The organism is Leucobacter sp. CX169 (assembly GCF_017161405.1).
Lineage (GTDB): Bacteria > Actinomycetota > Actinomycetes > Actinomycetales > Microbacteriaceae > Cx-87.
Map to the genome: position 1 here is coordinate 1,354,957 of NZ_CP071051.1, position 26,182 is coordinate 1,381,138.

22 protein-coding genes and 3 tRNA genes are annotated in these 26,182 nt (G+C 67.0%); 12 read left to right on the plus strand and 13 right to left on the minus strand.

The features are described 5' to 3' along the window. Positions 1–122: 122 nt before the first annotated feature. On the minus strand, positions 123–2,657 hold the full coding sequence (locus tag JW030_RS06065) for a DNA topoisomerase (ATP-hydrolyzing) subunit A (protein WP_188045032.1): 2,535 nt from the start codon (positions 2,655–2,657) through the stop codon (positions 123–125). A gap of 130 nt (positions 2,658–2,787) precedes the next feature. Here JW030_RS06065 and JW030_RS06070 point away from each other — a divergent pair, with 130 nt between their 5' ends. Beyond that, positions 2,788–3,978, plus strand: coding sequence for an alkaline phosphatase family protein (locus tag JW030_RS06070; protein ID WP_188044832.1), 1,191 nt, complete (start codon positions 2,788–2,790; stop codon positions 3,976–3,978). Between the two features lie 10 nt (positions 3,979–3,988). Here JW030_RS06070 and sepH read toward each other — a convergent pair whose 3' ends face one another. Further along, the gene (sepH, locus tag JW030_RS06075; protein WP_188044831.1) at positions 3,989–5,221 is read right to left on the minus strand and encodes a septation protein SepH; all 1,233 of its coding nucleotides are present in this window, start codon (positions 5,219–5,221) and stop codon (positions 3,989–3,991) included. Between the two features lie 214 nt (positions 5,222–5,435). On the opposite strand from sepH, the gene JW030_RS06080 reads away from it, so the two are divergent. Beyond that, positions 5,436–5,726: a DUF4193 domain-containing protein gene (locus JW030_RS06080; RefSeq protein WP_188044830.1), complete on the plus strand. Its 291-nt coding sequence runs from the start codon at positions 5,436–5,438 to the stop codon at positions 5,724–5,726. 65 nt (positions 5,727–5,791) lie between these two features. Here JW030_RS06080 and JW030_RS06085 read toward each other — a convergent pair whose 3' ends face one another. After that, positions 5,792–6,238 carry a DUF3093 domain-containing protein gene (locus JW030_RS06085; RefSeq protein WP_188044829.1) on the minus strand — a complete coding sequence of 149 codons (447 nt, stop codon included), beginning with the start codon at positions 6,236–6,238 and terminating at the stop codon, positions 5,792–5,794. A 77-nt stretch (positions 6,239–6,315) separates the two neighbouring features. Here JW030_RS06085 and dut point away from each other — a divergent pair, with 77 nt between their 5' ends. The 5 genes from dut (at position 6,316) to dxs (ending at position 13,136) form a co-directional block, all read left to right on the plus strand. Beyond that, positions 6,316–6,771: a dUTP diphosphatase gene (gene dut, locus JW030_RS06090; RefSeq protein ID WP_188044828.1), complete on the plus strand. Its 456-nt coding sequence runs from the start codon at positions 6,316–6,318 to the stop codon at positions 6,769–6,771. A 65-nt stretch (positions 6,772–6,836) separates the two neighbouring features. Continuing rightward, positions 6,837–7,484 carry a DUF3710 domain-containing protein gene (locus JW030_RS06095; RefSeq protein WP_188044827.1) on the plus strand — a complete coding sequence of 216 codons (648 nt, stop codon included), beginning with the start codon at positions 6,837–6,839 and terminating at the stop codon, positions 7,482–7,484. Beyond that, positions 7,481–8,239, plus strand: a complete 759-nt coding sequence (locus JW030_RS06100; protein WP_241095585.1) for a DUF3159 domain-containing protein — start codon at positions 7,481–7,483, stop codon at positions 8,237–8,239. Before JW030_RS06095 ends, JW030_RS06100 begins: the two co-directional genes overlap by 4 nt. 212 nt (positions 8,240–8,451) lie before the next feature. Then, on the plus strand, positions 8,452–11,121 hold the full coding sequence (gene acnA / locus JW030_RS06105) for an aconitate hydratase AcnA (protein ID WP_188044826.1): 2,670 nt from the start codon (positions 8,452–8,454) through the stop codon (positions 11,119–11,121). A 98-nt stretch (positions 11,122–11,219) separates the two neighbouring features. Then, entirely contained in the window at positions 11,220–13,136 is a 1,917-nt protein-coding gene (dxs, locus tag JW030_RS06110; protein ID WP_188044825.1) for a 1-deoxy-D-xylulose-5-phosphate synthase, read from the plus strand. A 165-nt stretch (positions 13,137–13,301) separates the two neighbouring features. Here dxs and JW030_RS06115 read toward each other — a convergent pair whose 3' ends face one another. From JW030_RS06115 to JW030_RS06130, 4 genes are all read right to left on the minus strand, one after another. Next, complete coding sequence (locus JW030_RS06115) at positions 13,302–15,434, minus strand: 3-hydroxyacyl-CoA dehydrogenase NAD-binding domain-containing protein (RefSeq protein WP_188044824.1); 2,133 nt, start codon at positions 15,432–15,434, stop codon at positions 13,302–13,304. Positions 15,435–15,439: 5 nt separating this feature from the next. Next, positions 15,440–16,642 (minus strand): thiolase family protein, encoded by a 1,203-nt coding sequence (locus JW030_RS06120; protein ID WP_188044823.1) that lies wholly within the window; start codon positions 16,640–16,642, stop codon positions 15,440–15,442. Positions 16,643–16,756: 114 nt separating this feature from the next. Continuing rightward, positions 16,757–17,944: an HRDC domain-containing protein gene (locus JW030_RS06125; protein WP_188044822.1), complete on the minus strand. Its 1,188-nt coding sequence runs from the start codon at positions 17,942–17,944 to the stop codon at positions 16,757–16,759. A gap of 7 nt (positions 17,945–17,951) precedes the next feature. Further along, positions 17,952–18,590, minus strand: coding sequence for a DUF3000 domain-containing protein (locus tag JW030_RS06130; protein WP_188045030.1), 639 nt, complete (start codon positions 18,588–18,590; stop codon positions 17,952–17,954). Positions 18,591–18,705: 115 nt separating this feature from the next. Here JW030_RS06130 and JW030_RS06135 point away from each other — a divergent pair, with 115 nt between their 5' ends. Further along, a complete protein-coding gene (locus JW030_RS06135; protein ID WP_188044821.1) occupies positions 18,706–19,941 on the plus strand; it encodes a S9 family peptidase in 1,236 nt (411 codons plus the stop codon). Between the two features lie 25 nt (positions 19,942–19,966). Here JW030_RS06135 and JW030_RS06140 read toward each other — a convergent pair whose 3' ends face one another. Then, a complete protein-coding gene (locus JW030_RS06140; protein WP_188044820.1) occupies positions 19,967–20,410 on the minus strand; it encodes a SufE family protein in 444 nt (147 codons plus the stop codon). Then, positions 20,407–21,309 carry a sulfurtransferase gene (locus tag JW030_RS06145; RefSeq protein WP_188044819.1) on the minus strand — a complete coding sequence of 301 codons (903 nt, stop codon included), beginning with the start codon at positions 21,307–21,309 and terminating at the stop codon, positions 20,407–20,409. The genes JW030_RS06140 and JW030_RS06145 overlap by 4 nt, the downstream gene beginning before the upstream one ends. Before the next feature lie 150 nt (positions 21,310–21,459). Between JW030_RS06145 and zapE the strand changes: the two genes are divergently transcribed. From zapE to JW030_RS06165, 4 genes are read left to right on the plus strand one after another with little or no spacing between them, the layout of a single operon-like run. Further along, a complete protein-coding gene (zapE, locus tag JW030_RS06150; RefSeq protein ID WP_188044818.1) occupies positions 21,460–22,521 on the plus strand; it encodes a cell division protein ZapE in 1,062 nt (353 codons plus the stop codon). A gap of 3 nt (positions 22,522–22,524) precedes the next feature. Further along, positions 22,525–23,118, plus strand: coding sequence for a type II toxin-antitoxin system PemK/MazF family toxin (locus tag JW030_RS06155; RefSeq protein ID WP_241095586.1), 594 nt, complete (start codon positions 22,525–22,527; stop codon positions 23,116–23,118). A gap of 35 nt (positions 23,119–23,153) precedes the next feature. Beyond that, on the plus strand, positions 23,154–23,945 hold the full coding sequence (locus JW030_RS06160) for a glycerophosphodiester phosphodiesterase (RefSeq protein WP_188044817.1): 792 nt from the start codon (positions 23,154–23,156) through the stop codon (positions 23,943–23,945). Beyond that, the gene (locus JW030_RS06165) at positions 23,942–25,312 is read left to right on the plus strand and encodes an MFS transporter (protein WP_241095587.1); all 1,371 of its coding nucleotides are present in this window, start codon (positions 23,942–23,944) and stop codon (positions 25,310–25,312) included. The genes JW030_RS06160 and JW030_RS06165 overlap by 4 nt, the downstream gene beginning before the upstream one ends. Positions 25,313–25,326: 14 nt before the next feature. Here the strand turns inward: JW030_RS06165 and JW030_RS06170 are convergent, their stop codons facing one another. From JW030_RS06170 to JW030_RS06185, 4 genes are all read right to left on the minus strand, one after another. Further along, positions 25,327–25,689 carry a VOC family protein gene (locus JW030_RS06170; RefSeq protein WP_188044816.1) on the minus strand — a complete coding sequence of 121 codons (363 nt, stop codon included), beginning with the start codon at positions 25,687–25,689 and terminating at the stop codon, positions 25,327–25,329. A gap of 175 nt (positions 25,690–25,864) precedes the next feature. Beyond that, positions 25,865–25,936 (minus strand) — tRNA-Val (locus JW030_RS06175). Positions 25,937–25,953: 17 nt separating this feature from the next. Continuing rightward, positions 25,954–26,027, minus strand: a tRNA-Cys gene (locus JW030_RS06180). Between the two features lie 44 nt (positions 26,028–26,071). After that, positions 26,072–26,144, minus strand: a tRNA-Gly gene (locus JW030_RS06185). Positions 26,145–26,182: the final 38 nt, after the last annotated feature.

Here is a 26,182-nt window from a genome sequence, read left to right on the forward strand (position 1 = left end):
ATACGACGCGGTGCCAAGTTTTCGCGAGAGCGCCCTTCGGGCTATGCGGAACTGGGTTCCAAGGGACGCAAAAGGGCGGGACGCGGTCCCAGAAACAACGATCCCGCCCCGTGAATTCAGGCCTACGGCGCGGAACCGATGAAGGCCGCTGCCCCGTCGATCGGGGTTCCCGATCCGTCTCGCTTGCCGAGCTCCTGCGGCAGGCTGCGTGGTGCACCGTCGAGCGCGAGTGCGCGCGGCTCGCCGTGGCCCTCCGGCGTCACGACTCCGACCCAGGCGCACGAGAGGCGGTCTTCGCCCTTCAGGAAGCGCTGGGCGCGCACACCACCGGTGCCGCGGCCCTTGGCCGGGTACTCGTCCCAGTCTGAGACCTTCGCGGTCGCGACATCGGTGCCGGGAAGCGTTTCCGAGCTCTCGGCGATCGTGACGACTCGCGCCTGGGTGCCCCCGGGTATGGCCCCCGCGAACACCACGGTGGCGTCGCCGGCGAACCGAATGCCGGCCATGCCGCCAGCGGGGCGACCCTGAGGACGCACCGCGGAAGTCGGGAAGCGGAGCAACTGCGCATCGCTCGTGATGGCGGCGAACTCAGCGCCATCTTCCGCCACGAACGCGCCCACGACGCGATCGCCGTCCTTCAGGCCGATCACCTCGAACGAGGGGGGCTTCGGCAGATCCTGGAGTACCACGCGCTTGACGATGCCCTGGGCGGTGAACATGCCGATGGGAGTGTCCGTGTCGATGGGGACGAGCCCCACCACGCGCAGCGATCGGTCGGTGAGGCCGAGGTAATCGGCGATGGGCACGCCCGCAGCAAACGAGATGCTGGCGGCAGGCACGTGCGGCAGATCGACCGGCGTGAAGCGGTGCAGGGTGCCATCGGACAGGATCGCGCCGAGCTCGCCTCGCACCGTGCCGTCCACGCTTGCACGCAGCGCACCGTGTTTCGCGGGGCGCGAAGGGCCGCGCAGCGAATCGGCGACATCCGCCTCGCGGTCGATGCGGAGTGCGCGGCCCGTGACCGAGAGCAGGACGGTGCAGTCGGTGTCCGCCACCTCGAGCACGACCGCCTTCGAGGACGCCCGTGCGGGCCGGATCGCCGCGCCGGTGAGGACCGTGCGACGGGGCGTCCCGTAGCGCTCGGCGACCTCGTCGAGTTCGCGGGCGACGACGCTGCGCAGCAGGGCGTCGCTCGACAGGATGGCCTGCAGCTGTTCGATTTCTTCGCGCAGCTTGTCGCGCTCGGACTCGAGTTCGACACGTGAGAACTTCGTCAGGCGACGCAGTCGCAGTTCAAGGATGTACTCAGACTGGAGCTCGGAGAGGTCGAACACCTGCATGAGGCGCGTGCGCGCGGCGTCAGTGTCGTCGCTCTGGCGGATGACCTGGATGACCTCGTCAATGTCGAGGATCGCGATGAGCATGCCCTCGACCAGATGCAGGCGCTCGCGTCGCTTGTTCAGCCGGTATCGGCTTCGGCGAGTGATGACCTCGCGTCGGTGCGCCACAAAGACGCGCAGCAGCTCGAGCAGGCCGAGCGTCTGCGGCTGTCCTTCGACCAGAGCGACCGAGTTGATGTTGAACGAGTCCTCGAGCGGTGTGTGCCGATAGAGCTGTTCGAGCACGGCGTCGGGGGAGAACCCGGTCTTGAGTGAGATCACGAGGCGCAGGCCGTGCTTGCGGTCAGTCAGGTCGGTGACGTCGGAGATTCCCGAGAGCTTCTTCGCGTCGACTCCCTGCTTGATCTTCTCGATCACTCGCTCGGGCCCGACGAGATAGGGAAGCTCCGTCACGACGAGGCCCGACTTGCGAGCGGTCAGTGACTCGACGGACACCTTCGCTCGGGTGTGGAACGCGCCGCGACCGGTGCGATACGCATCGCGGATGCCGTCGAGGCCCACAATGGTGCCGCCCCCCGGGAGGTCGGGACCCGGGATGAACTCCATGAGGTCCTCGAGTGTCGCATCCGGGTTCTCGAGCAGGTGCTTTGCCCCGGCCGCGACCTCGATGAGGTTGTGCGGGGCCATGTTCGTGGCCATGCCGACCGCGATGCCGCTCGCGCCGTTCACCAACAGATTCGGCACGGCGGAGGGCAGCACGGACGGCTGCATGATCTGGTTGTCGTAGTTGGGGACGAAATCGACCACGTCCTCGTCGAGGAACTCGGTCATCGCGAGTGCCGCGCCAGCGAGGCGGGCTTCGGTGTACCGAGATGCAGCGGGCCCGTCGTCGAGCGAGCCGAAGTTCCCGTGGCCGTCGACCATGGGCAGACGCATTGCGAAGTCCTGGCTCATGCGCACCATCGCGTCGTAGATGGCCGTGTCGCCGTGCGGGTGCAGCTTGCCCATGACCTCGCCGACGACGCGGGCCGACTTGACGTGCCCCTTTTCGGGCTTCAGGCCCATGTCGTCCATCATGAACAAAATGCGCCGCTGCACGGGCTTGAGGCCGTCGCGCGCGTCGGGAAGTGCGCGCGAGTAAATCACCGAGTAGGCGTACTCGAGGAACGAGCCCTGCATCTCGTTCGAGATGTCGATGTCCTCGATGCGCTCGTTCGCGCCGATGCCGACGGCGGCGTCGTCGTACACCGCGACATCGGTCGAGGGCGCCCCGAGGGTCGGTGCCGACTCCGTTCCGGCCTCAAAGTCCGGATCCATCCCGTGTTCGTTTGTTTCCGTCACGACGCCTTCCTGAATTGCTCGCCGAGTGCGGCGGGGGTCGCGCCCTTCGGCGCGCGCACGATGCGGCCGGGGCTCCGGCCCGCACCCCACGGATACGATGGGATTCATGCTACCGATCCCCACCGACAGCGGCGCGAGGCTGGCCGCGATTCTGCCAAGCGTGCTCGAGAGTCTGGCGCTCGGAAACGGTCAGTCCTCCGAGACCGACGGCCCGCCCCCCGCGACCGCAGGTGCCCCAGCGCTGCCCGCGGCCCGATCCGCGGTCGTGATCGCCGTCGACGGCCTCGGGTGGGCGAACTTTCGCGCCCGTCGCGGGCATGCCCGCACGCTGAACGCGATGGAGAAACAGCGCATCGAGACGGTTGCCCCGTCTACGACTGCCGCAGCTCTCACCGCGCTCACGACGGGCCGCCTGCCCGGAGTGCACGGGTTGATCGGCTACCGCATTCGGCACCCCGAGCGCGGCCTCGTCACGACGCTCAGCGAATGGGACGGCATCGGGGATCCGGCACAGTGGCAGCGGGCGACCCCGCTGTTCGCTCGCGCGCTCGACATCGGCGTGAACGCGTATGCCATCGGTCGGCCCCAGCACCGCGAGAGTGGCCTGACGGCGTCCATCCTCGCGGGGGCGACCTACGTGGGGGGCGCGACGATCGAGGATCGTTTCGCCGCCGCGGCACGGCTTGTTCGCGGGACCGACCCGGTGCTGGCCTATCTGTACGTCGACGAGCTCGACCGGGCCGGGCACCACTCGGGCTGGGAAAGCGATGCCTGGACGAAGCGGCTCGAACAGTTCGACGCCGCTCTCGGATCGTTTCTCGCCGCGCTGCCCCCCGGCATCGGCGTCGTCCTCACCGCGGACCACGGCATGGTGGACGTGCCCGAGCACCGGCGGCTACTGATGGACCAGATGCCGGGACTGCTCGACGGCGTCGAGATGGTGGGCGGCGAGCCGCGCATGCGCTCGCTCTACCTCCAGGATCCGCGCCAGGCCGCCGCCGTGGCCGCGCGTTGGGAAGCGGTTGAGGGCGGCAGAGCCTGGATCGCGACCCGAGACGAGGCAGTCTCGAGTGGCTGGTTCGGCCCGGTGGATCCGGTGGTCGCGCAGCGCCTCGGTGACGTGATCGTCGCCGCCCGCGGAGCCGTGGCGTACTACCAGTCCACCGACGATGAGCAAGCGCTCGCAATGGTCGGCCAGCACGGCAGTTTCACCGACGATGAACGGGGGATCCCGCTGGCGGTCGCCGGTGCGTTTGCCGGGGGCGGGTTCATCGCGCGCGTGCAGGCCGCCCGCTAGGAAGACCTGCCTAGGCGGGGTCGTCCTCGCTCCGCGTGCCGAACAGGATGTCGTCCCAGCTGGGGATCGACGCGCGCCGCTTCTTTCCGCCACTCGGTTCGCTGGGAGGCGCGGGGACAGGGGCAGGATCGCGCTTCGTCACGAGCGGAGCGACGCTCTGCGGCGCCTCCGCGGGTGCAGGAGCGGTCTCTTCCGCGATGGGTGGGGCGGAGACGGGCGTCAGGTCGTGCGCGCTGCGCAGTCGCGGAAGGGGCGCAGCCTCGGGTTCGCGCTCGGGACGCGCGCTCTCGCGCTCCCCACGTCGTCGGCGCAGAGCGTCGAGCAGATCTGCGGTCTGGCCGAGGTCTGCTGGCGCCTCTTCGCGGCTAGTGATCGCACGCTGCTCGATTTCCTGGCGGCGTTCGTATGCCGTCTCCGCGCTCACATCGTCGCGGGCGGCGATGGCTGCCGCGGCGGCGTCACGCGCCGAGGGGACGCTGTTCGGGGCGAATTCCCCGGTGGAGCTCTGATCGTCCTCGTCGGGGCCCACACCGGCGACTCCCCGCGGTAACGGAGTCGTGGCCGCGAGCGGGGACTGCTCGACGCTGTCGTCCGGGTAGAGGGCGTTCGGATCAAACGCACCTGAATCGAATCGTTCGGTGCGCCCGGGGGAGTCAACCGCCCGAAGCTTCGGGATAAGGCGATCGCCCACCTCGCCTTGCTGGGAGAGGGTCACGGCATCGCTCGTAAGTGGCGCGAGAATCGCCTTGCGGTGCTCAAACGACCAGACGGCCTTGTGGTCCACTTCGCGAGAACGGAAAGTGAGGCTGATCATCCAACCGTCGGCCGGATCGCGCCAGGCCGTCCACTGGACGCCGTCAGAACCGAGGCCGCTCAGGCGTGCGTTGATGACGCCGCCAAACGTCTGGGGGGTTTCCTCGTCCTGCTCGCCCTGGGCGCGCACGGGGACGACCAACGCGCTGTCGAGGATGTGTTGGCGCTCGGCAAGGACCGGCCCTTCGTGCCGTTCGACGTCAGACTCGTCCGCACCGGTCGCGGCGACGACCTCTGCACGGGTCTTGCCCGCGCGGATGAGTGACTGGATCTCACGCGGCTTCACCCGGGGTCCCGAGCGTGTCGGACGCGCGACCTGCTTCATTTCAGAGATCAGGTACTCGTCTATGGCGATCCGGAACTGCTCCCCGGCGTCATTCGTGACGATTAGGGCGTCGTCCTCGCGTCGCGCGAATTGAAGCTCTTGCATGCGATCCACTTCCTCCCAGCGTTCTACGGGCCCAAGCATCGCACGGACCGGCGGTAAACCGGGGGATTGACGCGGCGAGGCACCGAAACTTGCCCGGCCGAAGAACCGGATCTGTGAATTTATCGGTCCGGGAGTTTGCCAAGTTGGATTTCTTCAGGCAAACTATGGCCGCTCGATATATTGTGCGCCGAAGAGGCGCGGATTGCAGGAGAGAATGGCCACCGATTACGACGCGCCGCGCAAGTCCGAGGAAGAATCCGACTCAATCGAGGCGCTGAAGGAACGTGTTCCCGACAAGGCTTCGTCGTCAATTGACGCCGAGGACTCGGACAACCCGGGTTTTGAACTCGCGGGTGCCGATCTGTCGGACATGGATCTCGATGTGGTTGTGCTGCCTCAGCAGGAGGACGAGTTCACCTGCGTGAACTGCTTCCTGGTGCGGCATCGCTCGCAGCTTGATCACGACAGTGACCTCGGCCCGGTTTGCCGGGAGTGCTCGCTCTAGAAGACACTGATGGGCGCGCCTGCGGTGCAGGCACGCCCATTCTCAAAGCCCGGTCAGCGACGGATTTACGTCGCGGACCGGGCTTTGTTGATGGCAGCGGCAAGCTCGGCTGGGCGACGCGTCGTGAGTACCCAATACGGGGCCGGATCCGCAGGATCAGTGATCTCGACGCGCACGCCCGAGTGGATCCAGCCCCGAATCAGGAGGTGCGCTCGAGCGTCGCAGCCGGGACCGATGGCAACCCGCAGCTCGGTGTCGCTCAACTCGTCCACGGCGCCCAGCATCGCTACGGGGATCCGTGCAGGGCCGGCAGTGAACACGCCGTCAACGATCGAGATCTTCGGTGCAGAGAGCAGCATGATTGCCCCCACGATGAGATACGAGAGGATGGCCGAGATGATGGCCACCGTCACGTTGATGGGCGTCAGCGCCAGTGCGACGGCGGGCAAGATCAGCAGGGTGGCCACGAAGAGCCACGGAGTCGGCCACAGCCGCTCGGAGTACGAGGTCATGTTCCCATTATCCGTGGTGATGCCTGAGTGGGCGTGGAGGTCGGCGCGCGGCGAGCCTGATCCGGTAACCTGTGCGGGTGACTGATCTTGTCGAGGTACTTATTCGCGCCGACTCGCCCCCTGTGTATGCCCACCCGGGCGATGCGGGTGCCGATCTGCGCAGCACCGAAGCTCTCGTGCTTGAGCCGGGCGAGCGCGCGCTCGTCGGCACGGGCGTGTCGATTGCCCTGCCGGATGGCTATGTGGCATTCGTCGTGCCCCGGAGCGGCCTCGCCGCCAAGCACGGCATCACCGTGCTGAACTCCCCGGGCACCGTCGATGCCGGCTACCGAGGCGAGGTGAAGGTGACGCTCCTGAACACTGATCGCAGCGCCGCCTTCCCGATCGCGCCGGGGGACCGGATCGCCCAGCTCATCATCATGCCCGTCTCGCGGGCCCGCTTTGTGCCCGCGGAGACGCTCCCGGGCAGCGCTCGAGGCGAGGGTGGGTTCGGATCGACCGGAATTAGCCAGGACCTCGCCCCGGCGCGGTAACGTCACCCCAGAGCATCCGGGCTTGTGTGCCCGGCACCGTTTCATCGCAAGGAGCAAAGAAGCCGATGGCTGAATCAACACAGGATCCGCAGGCAGACGCACTCGACGTGCGCGACCCGAGCGCCCCAGAGTACGACGAGAGCAAGTCAGGCCCCGAGGATCGCGAGGCCGAGGGTCCGTTCGACGTCGCCGAGGTACCCGCTTTGCGACCTTACGTCGACCTCGGGTCGATCAAGGTGGCGCCCCGTGAGGGCCTGCAGATGCGCCTCGATGTTGAGGAAAGTACGAAGCGCATTGTCGCGGTCTCGCTCGACTATGCCGACTCTACGCTGCAGGTGCAGGCGTTCTCCGCACCGAAATCGACTGGCCTGTGGCACGAGATTCGTGCGCAGCTCTCCACGCAGCTGGTGTCGCAGGGCGCCACGGTAGAAGAGCGTGAAGGCGCACTCGGGCTCGAGCTTCTCGCGGCGCTTCCGGTCACAGAAGAGCGTGGCGGCGGGACGACCGCGGTGCGGTTCATAGGTGTTGATGGACCGCGCTGGGTGCTCCGCGGAGTGATCACGGGTGCCGGCGCAAACGACCCGGTGGCAGCCGGCAAGATTGAGTCGCTGTACCGCGAGCTTGTCGTGGTGCGCGGTGACTCTCCGATGCCGCCGCGTGAGCTGCTCGCTCTTCGCGTGCCCGCAGGCGCGCAGGGCGCCCAGAACGCGTGACTCGAGACACCGGCAGCCCTGCGGCGGGAGGCGACGCCGCCGACCAGGATCCTGCTGAGCCGGGTCCGACCGAGCCCGCGCAGCACCTGCACCTTCCGCAGGTGGGCGGGGCGCTGGGTCGCACGGTAGCCGCCGGGCTCTCCGGTGAGGCGGTCTCCGCGAAGGGGGTCCTCGAAGCGATCGGCGGGGTGCGGGGTGTGATCGAGTCACTCCTCCCCGGAATGCTGTTCCTCGGGATCTACGTGTTCACGCAGGACGCGCGCCTCAGCGTCGTGGCGCCCGCAGTGCTCGCGATCGCCGCGTGCGCGTGGCGCCTAGCTCGGCGCCAACCCGCAATGTCCGCACTCGCCGGCCTGATTGGCGTCGGTATCTGCGTGGTCACCACGCTCGTGACGGGAAAAGGCGAAGACTATTTCCTTCCCGGGTTCTGGACGAACGGGGCCTGGTCGGTCGCACTCGTCGCCTCGCTGATCATTGGTTGGCCGCTCTTGGGATTCATCGTCGGCGCGATTCACGGAGATCTCATCGGCTGGCGCAAGGACCGCGTGATTCGCCGCGCCGCGGCGCTCTGCACGGCGAGCTGGCTCGTCCTGTTCCTTGCGCGGCTCGCGGTGCAGCTTCCGCTGTATTTCGCGGGTGAGGTCGGCGCTCTCGGGGTCGCTCGCCTCGTGATGGGCGTCCCGCTATACGGGCTCTTGGTGATCTTTACATGGCTCGTGCTCCGCGCGGCCATCGCAAAGCGCGACGCGGCCTAACGCCACTGCGTGTTCCGGCGCAGCCGGGATCCTGCAGGGCCGTGCGCCCCCGCGCGCCGGTCAGGTCCGCGGGTGCAGAAGAGATATAGTTATCTTGACGTCGAGATAGTTTTCGCTGAGAACGCTCCCGAACGCACGCTCAGCGTGCGCGGCGGGGCGAACAGGTGCACACTAGTCTCGCGAGTAGTCGACAACACGGACAGGAGACGGTCGTGGCAGCGGTCAATAGCTTCGGAGCGAAAAGCACGCTCTCGGTAGGCGCAAACAATTATGAGATCTTTCGGATTGATCAGGTACCAGGTTCTGAGCGCCTGCCCTACAGCCTGAAGGTTCTCCTCGAGAACCTGCTTCGCACCGAAGACGGTGCGAACGTCACGAAGGCGCACATCGAAGCGCTCGGAGGCTGGGATCCCAATGCCCAGCCCGACACGGAGATTCAGTTCACGCCCGCGCGCGTGATCATGCAGGACTTCACCGGCGTTCCCTGCGTCGTCGACCTTGCCACCATGCGCGAGGCGATGGCCGATCTGGGCGGCGATCCCGAGAAGATCAACCCGCTCGCGCCTGCAGAGATGGTCATCGACCACTCAGTCATCTCGGATGTGTTCGGCACCCCCGACGCGTACGTAAAGAACGTCGAGATCGAGTACCAGCGCAACGCGGAGCGCTACCAGTTCCTGCGCTGGGGCCAGGGCGCCTTCCAGGACTTCAAGGTCGTGCCCCCGGGCACGGGCATCGTGCACCAGGTCAACATCGAGTACCTGGCACGCGTGACCTTCACCCGCGAGGTTGACGGCGTGCTGCAGGCCTACCCCGACACCTGTGTCGGCACGGACTCGCACACGACCATGGTCAACGGTCTCGGCGTACTCGGCTGGGGCGTCGGCGGCATCGAGGCCGAGGCGGCCATGCTGGGCCAGCCCGTCTCCATGTTGATCCCGCGCGTCGTGGGCTTCAAGCTCTCGGGCGCGATTCCCGCTGGCGTGACCGCGACCGACATCGTGCTGACGATCACCGAGATGCTGCGCAAGCACGGCGTCGTCGGCAAGTTCGTCGAGTTCTACGGTGCGGGTGTCGCTGCGGTTCCGCTCGCGAACCGCGCCACCATCGGCAACATGAGCCCCGAGTTCGGCTCGACGGCCGCGATGTTCCCGATCGACGACATGACGCTCGGCTACCTGCGCCTGACCGGCCGCAGCGAGGAGCAGGTTGCACTCGTCGAGGCGTACGCCAAGGAACAGGGCATGTGGCTCGATCCCGAGAAGACTCCCGAGTTCAGCGAGACGCTCGAGCTCGACCTCTCGACCGTCGTCCCGTCGATCGCCGGCCCGAAGCGCCCGCAGGACCGCATCGAGGTCTCGCGCGCCAAGGAGCAGTTCGCCACCGATCTGGAGAACTACGCGAAGGCCGCGAACCCGGCCCTCGTGAAGGACGCTGAGGGTCGCGAGTTCACGATCGATCACGGCGCGGTCACTCTCGCCTCCATCACCTCGTGCACGAACACCTCGAACCCCTCCGTCATGCTGGCGGCCGGAATTCTCGCGAAGAATGCCGCCCTTAAGGGCCTCAAGGTCAAGCCGTGGGTCAAGACGACCCTCGCGCCTGGCTCCAAGGTAGTCACCGATTACTACGACAAGGCAGGCCTCACCCCCTACCTCGAGGATCTCGGATTCTTCCTGGTCGGTTACGGCTGCATGACGTGCATCGGGAACTCTGGCCCGCTGAACGAGGAGATCTCGGACGCGGTGCAGAGTCACGACCTCGCCGTCACCTCGGTGCTCTCGGGCAACCGAAACTTCGAGGGCCGGATCAACCCGGACATCAAGATGAACTACCTCGCGTCGCCGCCGCTCGTCATCGCGTACGCGCTCGCCGGCTCGATGTCGTTCGACTTCGAGACCGACGCGCTCGGTCAGGACCAGGAGGGGAACGATGTGTTCCTCAAGGACATCTGGCCCGACACGCTCGAGGTGCAGCAGACCGCCGACTCGTCGATCGACACCGACATGTTCGTCGACAAGTACGGCTCGGTCTTCGAGGGCGACGACCACTGGCGCTCGCTCCCGACGCCGGACGGCAACGTGTTCGAGTGGGACAACGAGTCGACGTACGTGCGCAAGCCTCCGTACTTCGATGGCATGACCATGGAGACGACTCCGGTTACCGACATCTCGGGCGCCCGCGTGCTCGCGAAGCTCGGCGACTCGGTCACCACGGACCACATCAGCCCGGCCGGCAACATCAAGGCCGAGACCCCTGCTGGTCAGTACCTGATCGAGAACGGCATCGGTCGCCGTGACTTCAACTCGTACGGCTCGCGCCGTGGCAACCACGAGATCATGATTCGCGGCACCTTCGCGAACATCCGCCTGCGTAACCAGCTGCTCACCGACGTCGAGGGTGGCTACACCCGCGACTTCACGCAGGAGGGCGGCCCGCAGTCGTTCATCTACGACGCCTCACAGAACTACCAGGCAGCGGGCATTCCACTCGTCGTGCTCGGTGGCAAGGAGTACGGTTCGGGTTCGTCCCGCGACTGGGCGGCGAAGGGCACGAGCCTTCTCGGCGTCAAGGCGGTCATCACGCAGAGCTTCGAGCGGATCCACCGCTCGAACCTCATCGGCATGGGCGTCATCCCGCTGCAGTTCCCCGAGGGTGAGAGCGCCGACACGCTCGGCCTCGACGGCACCGAAACGTTCTCGATCTCGGGAATCACAGCGCTGAACGAGGGCGTCACGCCGAAGACCGTCCACGTCACCGCGGTGCACGAGTCGGGCACGAGCGTTGAGTTTGACGCCGTCGTGCGCATCGACACCCCGGGCGAGGCGGACTACTACCGCAACGGCGGGATCCTGCAGTACGTGCTTCGCTCGCTGGTCTAGTCTGAACGCGTTCGCTTACTGAACGGGCCTCTCTCCATCCTCTCGCTAGGATGGTGAGAGGCCCGTTTTCCTTCCCGGGCACACCCAGGAGCTACCGCGTGCGCATACTTGAAAGCATCCACTCACCCCGCGATTTAGACGGGCTGAGTGTGGAGCAGTGTCGACAGCTCGCGGCGGAGATCCGTGAGTTCTTGATCGCGGAGGTCACCCGCACCGGCGGCCACCTGGGCCCCAACCTGGGGGTGGTCGAGCTCACGATCGCGCTGCACCGCGTATTCGAATCGCCGCGCGACCCGATCGTCTTCGACACGGGGCATCAGAGCTACGTGCACAAGCTCCTCACCGGTCGGCAGGATTTCTCCGAGCTGCGGCTGCGTGGCGGACTCGCGGGCTACCCCCAGCGCTCAGAGTCGGAACACGACATCGTCGAGAGCTCGCACGCCTCGAGCTCGCTGAGCTGGGCCGACGGTATCTCGCGCGCGTTCTCGCGCACCGGTCAGGCCGATCGTCACGTTATCGCGGTCGTCGGCGACGGCGCCCTCACCGGGGGAATGACCTGGGAGGCGCTGAACAACATCACCGACGATAACTCGCGCAACCTCGTGATCGTCGTCAACGACAACGGGCGCTCGTACGCGCCGACCATCGGCGGCATGGCACGGTTCCTCAACACCGTCCGCACGCAGGGCAGTTACCGCGACCTGCAGCGGGGGAGCGAACGGCTGTTCGATCGCCTGGGCGCGCCGGGACGCTCGCTCTACCGCGGCGTCCGCGGCGGCGTGCAGGGCTTTTTGAGCCGCGCCGCGAACAACGAGCACCTGTACTCGAATCTCGACATCAAGTACCTGGGGCCCGTCGACGGCCACGACCTTCCCGCCCTTGAGCGGGTGCTCGAGCAGGCGAAGGCCTACGGCGCCCCGACGCTCGTGCACGTCATCACCGAGAAGGGCCGCGGCTATGAGCTCGCGCGCCGCGACCAGGCCGATCAGTTCCACGCGATCGGCGCGATCGACCCCGACAGCGGGATCTCGCTCGACGCGAAGGGCGGCACCAGCTGGACCAGTGTGTTCCGCGACACGATTCTTGAGCTCGCGCGGGAAGACGAGCGGCTGATCGGCATCACCGCAGCGATGCTCCGCCCCACGGGTCTCGACGGCCTGGCCGAGGAGTTCCCCGATCGTGTGATTGACGTCGGAATTGCCGAGCAGCACGCGGTCACGTCCGCGGCGGGTCTGGCCTACGGCGGACTCCACCCGGTCATTGCGATCTACGCGACGTTCATGAACCGCGCGTTCGATCAGCTCCTCATGGACGTCGCGCTGCACCGCGCTGGGGTCACCTTCGTGCTCGATCGCGCCGGACTGACTGGCCCGGATGGCGCGAGCCACAACGGCGTCTGGGACCTCGCGACGCTGCAGATTGTTCCCGGCATTCGGATCGCCGCCCCCCGCGACGCCACGCGCCTGAAGGAGCTGCTGGCCGAGGCCGTGCAGGTCACTGACGCGCCAACTGTGCTGCGCTACCCGAAGGGGACGGTTGCTCCCGATAGCCCCGCCCTTCGACGCACCTACGACGGCGTGGATGTGCTGCGGGGGAGCGCGAGCGACGAGACCACTCCCCGTGACGTGCTCTTCGTGTCGGTCGGCCCGATGTCGGAGCTCGCGATCGGTGCGGCTGCGCTGCTCGAGGCGCAGGGAATTACCTGCACCGTGATCGATCCCCGCTGGGTCGTGCCGGTGCGCACGTCGGTCGTCGAGATGGCGCGGGCGCACCGCCTGCTGATTAGTATCGAGGACGGCATTCGTGTCGGCGGTATCGGCACTCGGATCCGCCAGGCGCTGCGCGATGCGGGTGTAGATACTGCGGTGAGCGAACTCGGTACCCCCGACGAATTCCCGGGGCATGCGACCCGCGGTCAATTGCTGGAGGACGCCGGGCTGACTGCCGAGCAAATTGCCAGCGACGTTGAGGCGCAGGTCCGTGGCGCGCGCATTCCGATCGCCCGCCCCGAGTAGTCTCGATCGTCATTCCCCGGGGCGGCCACTCGGACGAACCGAGGGGATGTCCGTCGCAACGTTGCGAACGTGATGGTTGCGCCGTCCACCACGCCAGCTCCCGAGAGATGCGTCTGGCGGGCGGCCCAATGTGGGGGCCGCCCGCCAGAGGGCATTCTCGCGCGGTTAGACGCCGGCGATCCGAGGCGTGTGGAAGTCCGCGCCGAACACGCGCTGGCTCGCGCCCACGCGGTCAAGGTACGGTGTCGCCCCGCCCGCCTGGAACGGCCAACCCGCGCCTAGGATGAGGCAGAGGTCGATGTCCTCGGCGGCGGCGACGACCTTCTCGTCCAGCATGATCTTGATCTCGCCGGCCAGCTCGTCTTCGACGCGGCGCAGGATCTCTGCCGCATCGACCGGCGTCTTGCCGAAGGTGAGGGCCTTCTTTGCCGACTTGGACAGGTCCTCGACCTTGCCGATCTTGCTCTTCACGAGCGGCTCGTCGAGCTCGGCGATGGCGTGCAGGTTCGGCGACGCGTAGAAGCGTTCGGGGAACGCCGCCACCATCGTGTCCTGCACGTGTGCCGCGACCTTCCAGCCGACGAGATCGATGAGCTCGAACGGGCCCATCGGCAGGCCGATCGGCGCGAGAGCCTGTTCGACCACCGGCAGCGGGGTACCCTCGTCGAGCGCGCGCGCAGCCTCACCCATAACCTTGGCGAGCAGCCTGTTCACCACGAAGCCCGGACGATCAGCCGTGATCACGGCGTTCTTGCCGAGATTGCGCGCCGTCACCATCGCCGTGGCGAGGGTCGCGTCGTTGGTAGCCGGGGTATTGACCACCTCGATCAGCGGCATGACGGCGACCGGGTTGAAGAAGTGGAAGCCGACGAGACGCTCGGGGTGAGCCAGATTCGCTCCGATCTCCTCAACCGAGAGTGACGAGGTGTTGGTCGCGAGCACCGCGGTCTCGGAGATGATCGGCTCGATCTCGGCGAACACGGCCTGCTTGACGCCGAGCTCCTCGAAGACCGCCTCAATGACCCAGTCGCAATCGGCAAACTCTGACTTGTCGGTGGTGCCGTGCACGAGCGCGCGCAGCTGGTTCGCGTCGTCCGATGTGAGGCGACCCTTCTCCTGCAGTGCGTCAATCTGCTCGCGAATGTAGGCGAGCCCCTTGTCGACGCGTGACTGGTCGAGGTCGGTGATGACGACCGGCACCCGGAGCTTGCGCACAAAGAGCAGCGCGAACTGGCTGGCCATGAGGCCGGCACCGATCACGCCGACCTTGCGGACGGGGTGCGCAAGCGCCTTGTCGGGAGCACCCGCAGGCCGCTTCGCGCGCTTCTGCACGAGGTCAAACGCGTAGATCGAGGCGTGGAACTGGTCGCCCGAAATGAGCTCCGCCAGCGCCTCGTCCTCGCGCTCGAAGCCGCGCACGCGGTCGTTGTCCTTTGCGGCCTTCATGAGGTCGAGGGCGACGTACGGCGCCTTCGCAGCGGTGCCGAGGCGGGCCTTTAGCGTGTCCCGCGCGATCTTGATCGCGAGGTCCCACTTGGTGAGGCGTTCGAGCTTGCCGGGCTGGTTCGGGCGATCGACCTTCACCGTGCCGTTCAATACGCCGTCGGCCCAGCGCAGTGATTCCTCGAGGTAGCTCGCCGAGCCGAAGGAGACGTCAAAGAGGCCGAGCTTTAGCGCCTGAGCGGGCTTCAGCATCCGGTTGTTCTTGACCGGGTTCGAGACGATGACCTCGAGCGCATTCTCGATTCCGATGAGGTTCGGGACGATCGTCGCGCCGCCCCAGCCCGGGATGATGCCGAGGAAAACCTCGGGGAATGCAAGTGCCGCGGCCGAAGAGTCGACAGTGCGGTAGTCGCAGTGCAACGCGATCTCCATCGCGCCGCCCAGGGCCAGGCCGTTCACGAAGGCGAACGAGGGCACCCCGAGCGTGTGCAGCTTGCCGAGCACGTGATGGCCGAACTGCGCCATGAGCAAGGCGTTCTCGCGAGTGCCGAGTGCCTGCACCTTCGAGAGATCCGCGCCCGCGGCGAATATGAACGGCTTGCCCGTGATGGCGACCGCGGTGATCTCGCCTGCGGCGGCGCGAGCCGTCAGCGCGTCCAGCACGGCGGCAAGGCCCTGCAGGGTGCGCGGTCCAAGCGTGTTCGGGCGCGTGTGGTCACGGCCGTTGTCGAGAGTGATGAGTGCGAGCGTACCGCCCGTGGGCAGCACCACGTCGCGCACGAAGGACTCGGTAATGACCTCGTCGGCGCTCGCCTCGATGAGGGGGGTGAAATCGATGGAGTTGTAGTCAGTCAACTGAGTTACTTGCCCTTCTTGCCGTCAAAGTTCGGATTTTCCCAGATGATGCTGCCGCCCTGGCCCAGTCCCACGCACATCGCGGTCAGGCCGAAACGCACATCGGGGCGCTGCTCGAACTGGCGGGCCAGCTGGATCATCAGGCGTGTGCCCGACGCGGCAAGCGGGTGTCCTACAGCGATTGCCCCGCCCCACGGGTTGACCCGGGGGTCGTCGTCGGAGATGCCGAAGTGGTCGGTGAACGAGAGGACCTGAACAGCAAACGCCTCGTTCAGCTCGAACAGGCCGATGTCATCGATTGAGAGACCGGCGCGGCGCAGGGCCTTCTCGGTGGAGGGGACCGGGCCAAGACCCATCACCTCGGGCTGCACGCCGGCGAAGGCGAAGCCCACCATGCGCATCTTGGCGCCCAGGCCGAGCTCACGGGCGGTGTCGCCCCCGGCAAGCAGGCCCATCGTCGCACCGTCGGTGAGCGGCGAGGCTGTTCCCGCGCTCACGCGGCCGTGCGGGCGGAACGGGGTCTTGAGCGCCGCGAGGCCCTCCATAGTGGTCTGCGGACGGCGACCCTCGTCTTCGGTGGCCAGGCCCCAGCCGTTCGCGCTTCGTGTCGCTACCGGGATGAGATCGGGCTGAATGTCCCCGCGGTCATACGCCGCCTGCACCTTGTGCTGGCTGAGCATGCCGAAGCGATCGGCGCGCTCCTTGGTGAGCGCGGGAAAGCGGTCATGCAGTCGCTCGGCCGTGAGCCCCATGTTGAGCGCCTCGGCGCTCACGATCTTCTCCGCGACGAAGCGCGGGTTCGGGTCGGCATCGAGGCCAAGCGGGTGCCGGCCCATGTGCTCGACGCCGCCGGCCACGGCGATGTCGTACTGGCCGGCGCCGATCGCGCCGCCGAGGAACGCGGTGGTGGTCATCGCTCCCGCGCACATCCGGTCGAGAGCAAACCCGGGAACGGTGAGGGGCAGCCCTGCGAGGATCGCCACGGTGCGGCCGAGCGTCAGCCCCTGGTCACCCTGCTGGGTGGTCGCGGCGATGCCGACGTCGTCGATGCGATCCGTCGGCAGGTTCGGGTTACGTTCGATCAGACCCTGCAGTGCCTTCACTGCGAGGTCGTCAGAGCGCGTGCCCCAGTACATGCCCTTTTCGCCTGCACGGCCGAACGGGGTGCGAACCCCATCGACAAATACGACGTCTCTCATTGCGGCCACTTTGCCTCCATCACATGGTGAATGTTGCTGTACTCACCATCATATGAAGCTTGCGCTCCGCCCGGGCGACGCCGCGCGAACCGTACGGAGAGCGTTCATAGGGATGGGCCTGTTTTATGCAACCTCTACAAAAGCAGCGGCAATAATTGTGGATGTTGCCTCACGCTGCCACGGCCGAGCGCCGAGATCGGCGAGAGCTGTATTCACCGTGTCGGGCGTGACTTCGGCGGGCGGCTGCCAGGCGAGGCGGCGCAGCAAGTCGGGAGTGAGCAGGTTCTCAATGGGCACCTGGCGCGCCTCAGCCTCGGCCTCGACCGCAGCGCGGGCGGCCGTGAGGCGGGCGGCAGCCTCCGGGTGTCGCTCCGCCCAGCCGCGGTGGTGCGGAATGGGTTTTTCGCCGGTCACGCGAAGGTTGGGCAGATCGTCGGTGGTTTTCCCCAGCAGGATCGCTGCCCACCAGCGCGGAAGCTCGCTGCGGCTGGCTCGCCCATGGAACGCCTTCATGGCGGCCAGCTCGCCCTGGGATCGAGGGTTCGCCTTGACCGCGGCGATCAATGAGGCGTCGGGGAAGAGTCGACCGGGGGCGACATCGCGCTCGCGCGCCAGGGTGTCTCGTGCGGTCCAGAGCTCCCGCGCGATCGCGAGACCGCGCTGACTACTCAGCCGCCCGCCGCCGGCGAGCTTGCGCCAAGGCTCGGTGGCCGGGGCCTTCGGCGCTTTGGTGCGCACCGCCTCAAACTCCTCAAAGGCGATCGCCTCTTTGTCCTGCTCGGCGAGCTCCGCCGCCACCGCGTCGCGCAGATCAGGCAGCAGTGCGACGTCGAGCGCGGCATACTCAAGCCACGATTCGGGGAGGGGCCGGGTGGACCAGTCCGCCGCGGAGTGCGCCTTCTTGAGACTGATACCGAGGAGGCGCTCGACTACGGCCCCGAGTCCGACACGGTCGAAGCCCAGTAGGCGAGTCGCGAGCTCAGTGTCGAAGATGCGCGAGGGGACGAGGCCGATCTCGGCGAGGCAGGCGAGATCCTGGCTCGCGGCGTGGAAGATCCATTCGTCATCGCCAATTGCGTCGGACAGCGGAGCGAAGTCGGTGATCTCGGTCGGGTCGAAGAGGAACGTCCCTGATCCCCGGCGCGACGCCTGCACCAGATAGGCGTTCGCGCGATACGTGTACCCGGAGGCGCGCTCCGCGTCGACCCCGATCGGGCCGTGACCCCCCGCCAGCGATTGTGCGGCTCGGTCGAGTTCCTCCGCGGAGGTAACCATCGACCAGGAAGTGTTCAGTTCGGACTGTTCAACCATGACTGGTCTAGTCTACGCGCGGGACGGGGTGCGGCCGTCCGGCACGGGATCCGGGGTGTCGGGCAGACAGTCGCATGGCGTCGAGCGAGGCGACCCCCTCCTGATGGGGCAGACCGGCGAGCATGGTGAGAAGTTCTCCCCAGGCCTCGGCATGCGCGGCGAAGTCGGTTCCGAGCGGAGTCCACGATGCTCGAAGCTCAATCTGTGCGCCATCACCCTCCGACTCGAGCGCCCCAAACCCAGTCGAAAGCGTTTTGGTGGCGGTGCCTGACGCGAACGTGAGCTCCGCGCCGCGGGATTCCAACGCATCGACGAGCCAGGACCAAGCTACGTCGGCGAGGAACGGATCGAGCCCGATCTCAATCTCGAGCGGCGCCTGCGCAAAGCAGACGATGCGAAACGGCCCGCCCCAGTCCGCTGCGAGTTCCGGATCGTGCATGAGGATGAACCGTCCTGCGCCGTAGGGGGAGTCGCCCTCAGATGTTTCGGAGCCGAGCCGCACGTCGGCGGCAATCGCGAATGATTCGGGGGCGATGCGCTCGGGGGCGGGAATCTCGCGTACCGAAAGCTCGCTACGGAACACCGCTGTGCGCAGCTGCGCTACCGCGCGGTCAAAGGCGGCTGGAGCCGCACCGATCGTCGCCATCACACTGGGAACACTAGAGTTTCCTGTGAAGCTCGCTCGCTCGCCACGCCGGGATTCTCGCACGTCGTGAAGGGGTGGAGCTGCCGCAGAGAGCAATTGCGAAGATGGGAGTGGGATGCGCCGCAGGAACCTAAGCCAGTACCTCGCTGTGTGCCGTTTCCGTCCCGTCCGGCTCGGCTTCTCCGCCGCCGCTCTTGCCGCGCTGGCGGGATGTGTGGCTGCGGGCGTGCATGTTGCGCGCCGCATGGTGGTGCCGAGTCGTCGTGCCGCGGCTCCGGTGCGTGTGCTCGCGCTCTCGGGGCGCCCGCAGGATCCACGCCGCGTCGTGCGGCTGGGCGGCGAGGACGCCGGCTTGCCGGGCGCCCAATACTCATTCCTGTTCGACCAGGACGAGGTCACACCGGGGCATGCGCAGCTCGGCGCCATCGTGCGTCAGAGCGCGCCGGGCACTGCAGAACCGCATGCCTGGGTAGAGCGCGAACTTATCGGGGTCGATCGAGGACACTTGCGTGCCGGGGCGGTCGGCCGGATCACCGGTTGGTGGTACTCCGGGGCCACCGGGCTCGATGCCCGAGCAGAAACCATCCTGATCCCGGTCGCCGGGGGAGTCTCGCCCGCCTGGCTGATTCCGGCAGACGGCGACCAGAGTCCCGACCACCGTACCCACTGGGCGATCCACGTGCATGGGCGGGGTGCATCGCCCGCGGAGACGCTGCGCGGCGTGCGCGTCGCCCGGCGGACCGGGCGTACGAGCCTCGTGATCAGTTATCGGGGCGACCCCGGCTCGACAGCCGCTATCAACGGACGATATGGATTTGGTGCGGCAGAGTGGGAAGACGTTGCTGCGGCGATGGCGGAGGCGAAGCAACGCGGCGCGGCCCAGATCACCCTGTTTGGCTGGTCGATGGGCGCCACGGCGTGTCTGCTCGCCGCCAGCCGCTCCGAGCACGCGTCACTCATCGACGCAGTCGTGCTCGATTCACCCGCGCTGCACTGGCCCGAGCTCGTGGTCCATCACACGCGGCTCGCACGTGCCCCGCGCCTGTTCGGCCTGCTGGGCGCGTGGCTGCTTGAGACTGGGCTCGTGCGCAGCGGCGTGCCCGGCGGGATTCCGCTGCGGGAGCTGACTCCGCGCGCGTTTGCGCGGCGCCTGCGCGTCCCGACCCTCATCCACTGCAGCCCCGGCGACACGTTCGTGCCCGAGGGCCCGGCGCGCGAGCTCGCCGCGCTGCGACCCGACCTGGTCACGCTTCACCGGGCACGGGGCGAGCACGTGCGCCTGTGGAACGTCGAGCCCGAACGCTGGGATGACGTGACGCGGGCGTTCCTCGAGCAGTTGCCTGCGGGTTGAGGCCGTCAGGCGGATCCTGCCCAGGCTAAGAGGCGAGCGCGAGCTTCTCGCGAACCTGCCGCTGGATGCGCGCGAGCATGAAGGTCATGCCGCGCATGCGCAGCGGCGAGACCAGCTGGGTGAGTCCGAGCTCCTGCGGGAAGTCGACCGGCACCTCGAGGACCTCTCGCGGTGTCAACGGGGCGAGGCCCTGCACCAGGATCGACGCGAACCCGCGGGTGGTCGGCGATTCAGCGGGCGCCGAGGCGACCAGGCGGAAGTGCTCCGCGGCGGCGTCGACCTCGGAGATCAAGAAGACCGGCGATTGGCACTCCTCAACACGCTCGAGCAGTTCGGGGTGATCCTGATACTCAGTCGGCAGTTCAGGCAGCTCGTCCGAAAACTCCAGGAGGTACAGCAGGCGTTCCTGTCCCTCGAGTTCGAGGAAGCCGTCGCGGATTTCGGCGAGCGAGGGAGCGAGGGCGGTCATCGGCGCACCGCCACGAGCCCCGCATCAACGCCGCGAGCGATCGGGGCGCCGACGAGCGAACCCCACTCCGACCACGATCCGTCGTAGTTGCGGACGGAATCCTGGCCCAGCAGGTGGGTGAGCACAAACCAGGTGTGCGCGCTGCGTTCTCCGATGCGGCAGTACACGATGACCTCGTCGCCGGGGTGGATGCCTATCTCGTCGCGGTAGATCGCCTCGAGCTCGGCGAAGCTGCGAAAACGAGCGTCCTCGGCCACGGCGCGCGCCCAGGGCACGTTCTTCGCGGTCGGGATGTGGCCTGCGCGCAGCGCGCCCTCTTCCGGGTAGTCCGGCGCGCTCGTGCGCTCTCCGGTGTACTCGGCGGGGGAACGCACATCGATGAGCGGCTGACCCAGGTGCGCCCGGACGTCGTCGCGGTAGGCGCGGAGCTGATCGTCGTCCCGGGAAATCACCGGGTAATCGGTCGCCTCCCGCTCGGTGCGCTCCCGGGTCATCGCACGGCCCTCGGCGAGCCAGGCGTCGCGCCCGCCGTCGAGCAGCCTCACGTCCTCGTGTCCGAAGAGCGACAGGATCCACAGCGCGTACGCGGCCCACCAATTGTTCTTGTCGCCGTAAATCACGATCGTGTCGTCTCGGGTGATGCCCCGCTCGGAGAGCAGGGTGGCGAGCGCCTGGCCGCCCAGGAAATCGCGCTCGACGGGGTCGTTCAGGTCGATGTGCCAGTCCAGCTTGACGGCGCCCGGGATGTGGCCCATCTCGTACAGCAGCACGTCCTCGTCGCACTCCACGACGACAAGCCCTTCTTCACCGAGATGCGCCGCGAGCCAATCGGTGGTGACCAGTCGTTCGGGGTGCGCGTACTGGGCGAGCGAGGGGTGCGGGTCTGGCGCGATGGGCATCTGGTGATCCTCCGAGGTCTAGGTGCGGCGGGAGCCCGCGAGGGAGCGGATACACTACCGAGGGCGGGGACACTGTTCTCAACGGTAGGCCCTCCGCCTGTATTTCCCTGAACTTTCTCCGCCCACGCCCGAAGGGTCACCAGCCTCACGATGACGCACGACGCCCAGCACTCCGCTGCTCGACTCGTTGACCGCACGCCAACGATTTCCGGAGCCGAGATCGTCTCGACCCTCGTCCCGCCCCGGCAATTCGACACTGCGACATTCGAGTCGTACCGGCCGGATCCCGATCACGCCTCGCAGGCCGAGGCACGCGACGTGCTCCAGGCGTTTGCGGCTCCCGTCGCGGCAATTCAACGCGGCGGCGGCGGATTTCTCGGCTTCGGACGGAAGAAGTCCGCGCCGCAACAGGTGGCGCCCGCGAAGCCGGGTGTGTACCTCGATGGCGGCTTCGGCGTCGGCAAGACGCACCTGCTCGCCGCGACGTGGCACGCGACGACCGGGCGCAAGTATTTCGGCACCTTCATCGAGTACACCGCTCTCGTCGGCGCGCTCGGGTACGCGGCGACCGTCGGCGTGCTGCAGGGCGCCCGGCTCATCTGCATCGACGAGTTCGAGCTCGACGACCCGGGCGACACGATGTTGATGACCCGCTTGCTCGGCGAGCTCGTCGCGAGCGGTTCGCGCATCGTAGCGACGTCGAACACCCCGCCGAATGCGCTCGGCGAAGGGCGTTTCGCTGCGGCTGACTTCCTGCGCGAGATTCAAGCGATGTCCGACCAGTTCCTGACGATCAGGATCGACGGTTCTGATTATCGACAGCGTGACGTCACCGGCCACTCGGTGACCCTCAGCGCCGACGAGTACCAGTTCGCGCTCGCCGACGCCGTTGCTGCGGGCGACCGCGTGACCGATGACGATTTCCGTGGTCTGCTCGGTCACCTCTCGACGATCCACCCGTCGACCTACGTTCGGCTGCTCGACGGCGTGCGAGCGATCGGTCTGCGCGACGTGTACGAGCTCACCGATCAGACCGACGCCCTGCGCTTCGTCGCGTTCATCGACCGAGTCTATGACGCGCAGATCCCGATTCGGGCCACCGGGATTCCGCTCGACACGATCTTCGGTGGCGGGATGCTCGATGGCGGCTACCGCAAGAAGTATCTGCGCTGCGTCTCCCGCCTGAACGCGCTCACCACGGGTCAGGCGTAGGCCATGGCCGGCCAGGGAAGCGGCTGGTACGCGGTCGGCCGCGCGCTCCGCGACCTGCTCCAGGGGCTGGCGAAGCCAAAGAATGGTGCCACGTCCGCGGGTTCAGTCGGCACGGCTGGCTCCAACTTGCCCACGGCGCCGCGGACGGATCCTGCCGGGTATCGGGCGACAGAGTTCGAAAGTCCCGGGCAGTTCGGGGAGGGCGCGACCCGCGATCTCTCTGCCGCCGAAGTGCGCGCCCTCCGCCCGAGCTATTCCCCGAGCGCCGATGGCGACCCTGACCCGGGGGAGATCGTGTGGACGTGGGTGCCCTTTGAAGAGCACGACGGCCGCGGCAAGGACCGTCCCGTGCTCGTGATCGCCCGCATTGACGGCGCGTCGGTCGCAGGTTGTTTCCTGACCACCAAGCAGCACGATGGCTACGTCTCGGTCGGCACCGGCGGCTGGGACAGCCAGGGACGCGAGAGCTTCCTGGCCCCGGACCGGGTGCTTCGCTTGACTGATGGGGGAATGCGACGCGAAGGACACGTGCTGAGTCGCGACCGCTTCACTCGGGTGGTCGGGCGAGTGGCGGCGCTACACGGGTTCGCCGCCTAGCGCTTCTGGGGTCTTGATCCCGCTAACATGAGTCCATGCCGCAGCAGAGGACGCGTCCTGCCTACCTTGACGTTCCTTTCGTAGCGCTGGCGCACCGTGGCGGGTTCAGCCAGGCGGCCCCCGCTGAGTTTGAGAACAGCATGCGCGCCTTCGCGTCCGCGTGGGACGCGGGATACCGCTACCTCGAGACCGACGTGCACGTCACCCGAGACGGGGTGCTGGTGGCGTTTCACGACCACGCGCTCGATCGAGTGACCAATGACGTTGGACGGATCGCCCACCTGACGTGGGACGAAATTGCCCGCGCGCGCATCGGGGGAGCCGAGCCCATCCCGCGCTTCGACGAACTCCTTGCCGCGTTTCCGACGGCACGCTTCAACGTCGACCTCAAGGCGCCCGGGGTCGAACAACCCCTCATCGATGTGCTGGGGCGCGCTGCGGCCTGGGACCGAGTCTGCGTGGGCAGCTTTAGCGGCGGGCGCCTGCGATCATTTCGCCGATTGTCGGGCGGACGGGTGGCGACCTCGGCGCCGCCACTCGAGGTCGGCGTGCTGAGCCTGCTCCCCGGCGTGCGCTCGGCCTGGCCGCTCACCGGGAGCGTGTTTCAAGTGCCCGAGCGTGACCCGCGGACGGGGCTACGGATCGTCGGAAGGCGCATGATCGACGCCGCTCACCGGCGTGGCGCCGCAGTGCACGTGTGGACGGTCAACGATCGGCTTGACATGGAACGACTCATTGATCTCGGCGTGGACGGGCTCGTCACTGACGACATCGCCACGCTCAAAGACGTACTCATCGACCGAAACCTCTGGGAAGGCAACGCGTGAACCGCATCGACGCACAGGAAGAGGCAGGCGCTCAGGGCGCCGCCCAGGTCGGTCCTCCCTCACGGGATCGGGCCCCAGCGCGGAAGGCAGTTGCCGCTTGGGCCCTCTGGGACTGGGGGACGCAGCCGCTGAACACGGTCATCATCACGTTCGTGTTTAGCGTCTACATCACCGGCGTGTCGTTCGGAACCGAGAACGCGACGTCTCAAGCGCTTGCGCTCACCACAGCGCTCGGCGGACTGGCGGTCGCCTTGCTCGCGCCCGTCCTCGGGCAGAACTCAGACCGCACCGGGCGCACCGTACGGAACCTCCGCTGGCAAACGTGGCTGATTGCGCTGCTGGCTGCATCGTTGTTCTTTATCCGGCCTGAACCCGGGTACCTCTGGTGGGGCCTCGGGATCCTCGCGGTCGTTTCCATCGTCGGTGAGATCGCGAATGTGAACTACTACGCGCTGATCGAGGAGGTCTCGACGAAACAGACCATCGGACGAGTCTCGGGATTCGGCTGGGGACTCGGCTACATCGGCGGCATCGTCGCACTCCTGTCGCTCTACTTCGCGTTCATCAGCCCTGACGTGGGACTGTTCGGGGTGACCGGCGAGAACGGCATGAACATTCGCGTGTCGATGCTGCTGTGCGGTGTCTGGATCCTGGTGTTCACGATTCCCACCTTCCTCGTGCTGCGCGATCGCCCCAAGGCAGTCGTCAAGCGCGTCGGGATCCTGGCCTCGTACAAGCTGCTGGGACAGTCGATCGCTCGCCTGTGGCGGAGCGACCGCAACACGGTCTACTTCCTCATGGCCTCGGCGCTCTTTCGCGACGGCCTTGCCGGGGTATTTACTTTTGGTGCGGTGCTCGCCGCCGGCTCATTCGGCTTCGGCGTGGGGGACGTCATCATCTTCGGGGCGGCGGCGAACATTGTTGCTGGCGTCTCCACCATGCTCTTCGGCTTGCTGGACGACAAGATCGGCCCCAAGCGGGTGATTCTGATCTCGCTGGGTGCGCTCTGCATCCTGGCGACGGCGATTTTCTTCCTGCACGACGGTGGGCAGATTGTTTTCTGGACGCTGGGGCTCGCCATGACTGCGTTCGTGGGCCCGGCGCAGTCGGCGTCACGTTCCTACCTCGCACGTGCCATTCCCGAGGGGAAGGCCGGCGAGATGTTCGGCCTCTACGCGACGACGGGGCGAGCGATCTCGTTCCTGGCACCGATCTTCTTCGGGCTTGCCATCGGCCTCGGCGCCTGGGTGACGGGGCAGGCAAACACGCAGTACTGGGGGATCCTCGGGATCGCGTTGATTCTCGTTGCGGGGTTTGTGGCGATGTTGTTCGTCCGAGACGGACGCCAGGCAGAGGCGTCGCGATAGCCCCGGATGGATGTCTAGTCGACGGTGCAGAACGGGTGCCCCGACGGGTCGAGATAGACGCGGAAGCCGGTGATCTTCCCGTCGGGGCGGTCCACCGGGCGTGCGCCAACCGCGAGGAGCGCGTCGTGGGCCACCGCGAGGTCGTCGACGTGGATGTCGAGGTGGAACTGCTGGTCCCCGTCGTCGCCAGGCCAGACCGGCGGGATGTGCCCTGGGCTCAGTTGAAATGAGAGCCGTGGGTCGCCGTCAGCCGAGACGAGCTCGACCCAGCCGTCGTCCTCGACGAAGACTTCGCCGCCGAGGATCTGCTGGTAGAACTTCGCGAGCTCTTCGGGGCTGGCGGATTCAAGGACGATCGCGTGCAAGATGCCGATCACGGTGCCTCCTGCGAGATGGATGGTGTGCGCGGACGCGCGTGCCTGCCAGTCTGCGACGGTCTGCGGCGATACACAAGGGGTGAGTCCCGATGGAAGCGAATGACCTCTTCCGTGTGAAGGAAGCGCCCCCACTGCAACGCAGAAAGCCCCTGATTTCTCAGGGGCTTTCTCTTCGTGAGCGATACTGGGATCGAACCAGCGACCTCTTCCGTGTCAGGGAAGCGCGCTACCGCTGCGCCAATCGCTCAAAACTATGAAGTTGTATGGAGGTGGCGACGGGATTCGAACCCGTGTAAACGGCTTTGCAGGCCGGTGCCTAGCCTCTCGGCCACGCCACCGTCGTGGTTGCCACCACGAGCGAATGATGTTACTCATTCACTAGAGCGGACGACGAGATTCGAACTCGCGACCCCAACCTTGGCAAGGTTGTGCGCTACCAGCTGCGCCACGTCCGCATGTGTCCGCATCGCTGCGTACCTGTCTACCTTAGCCG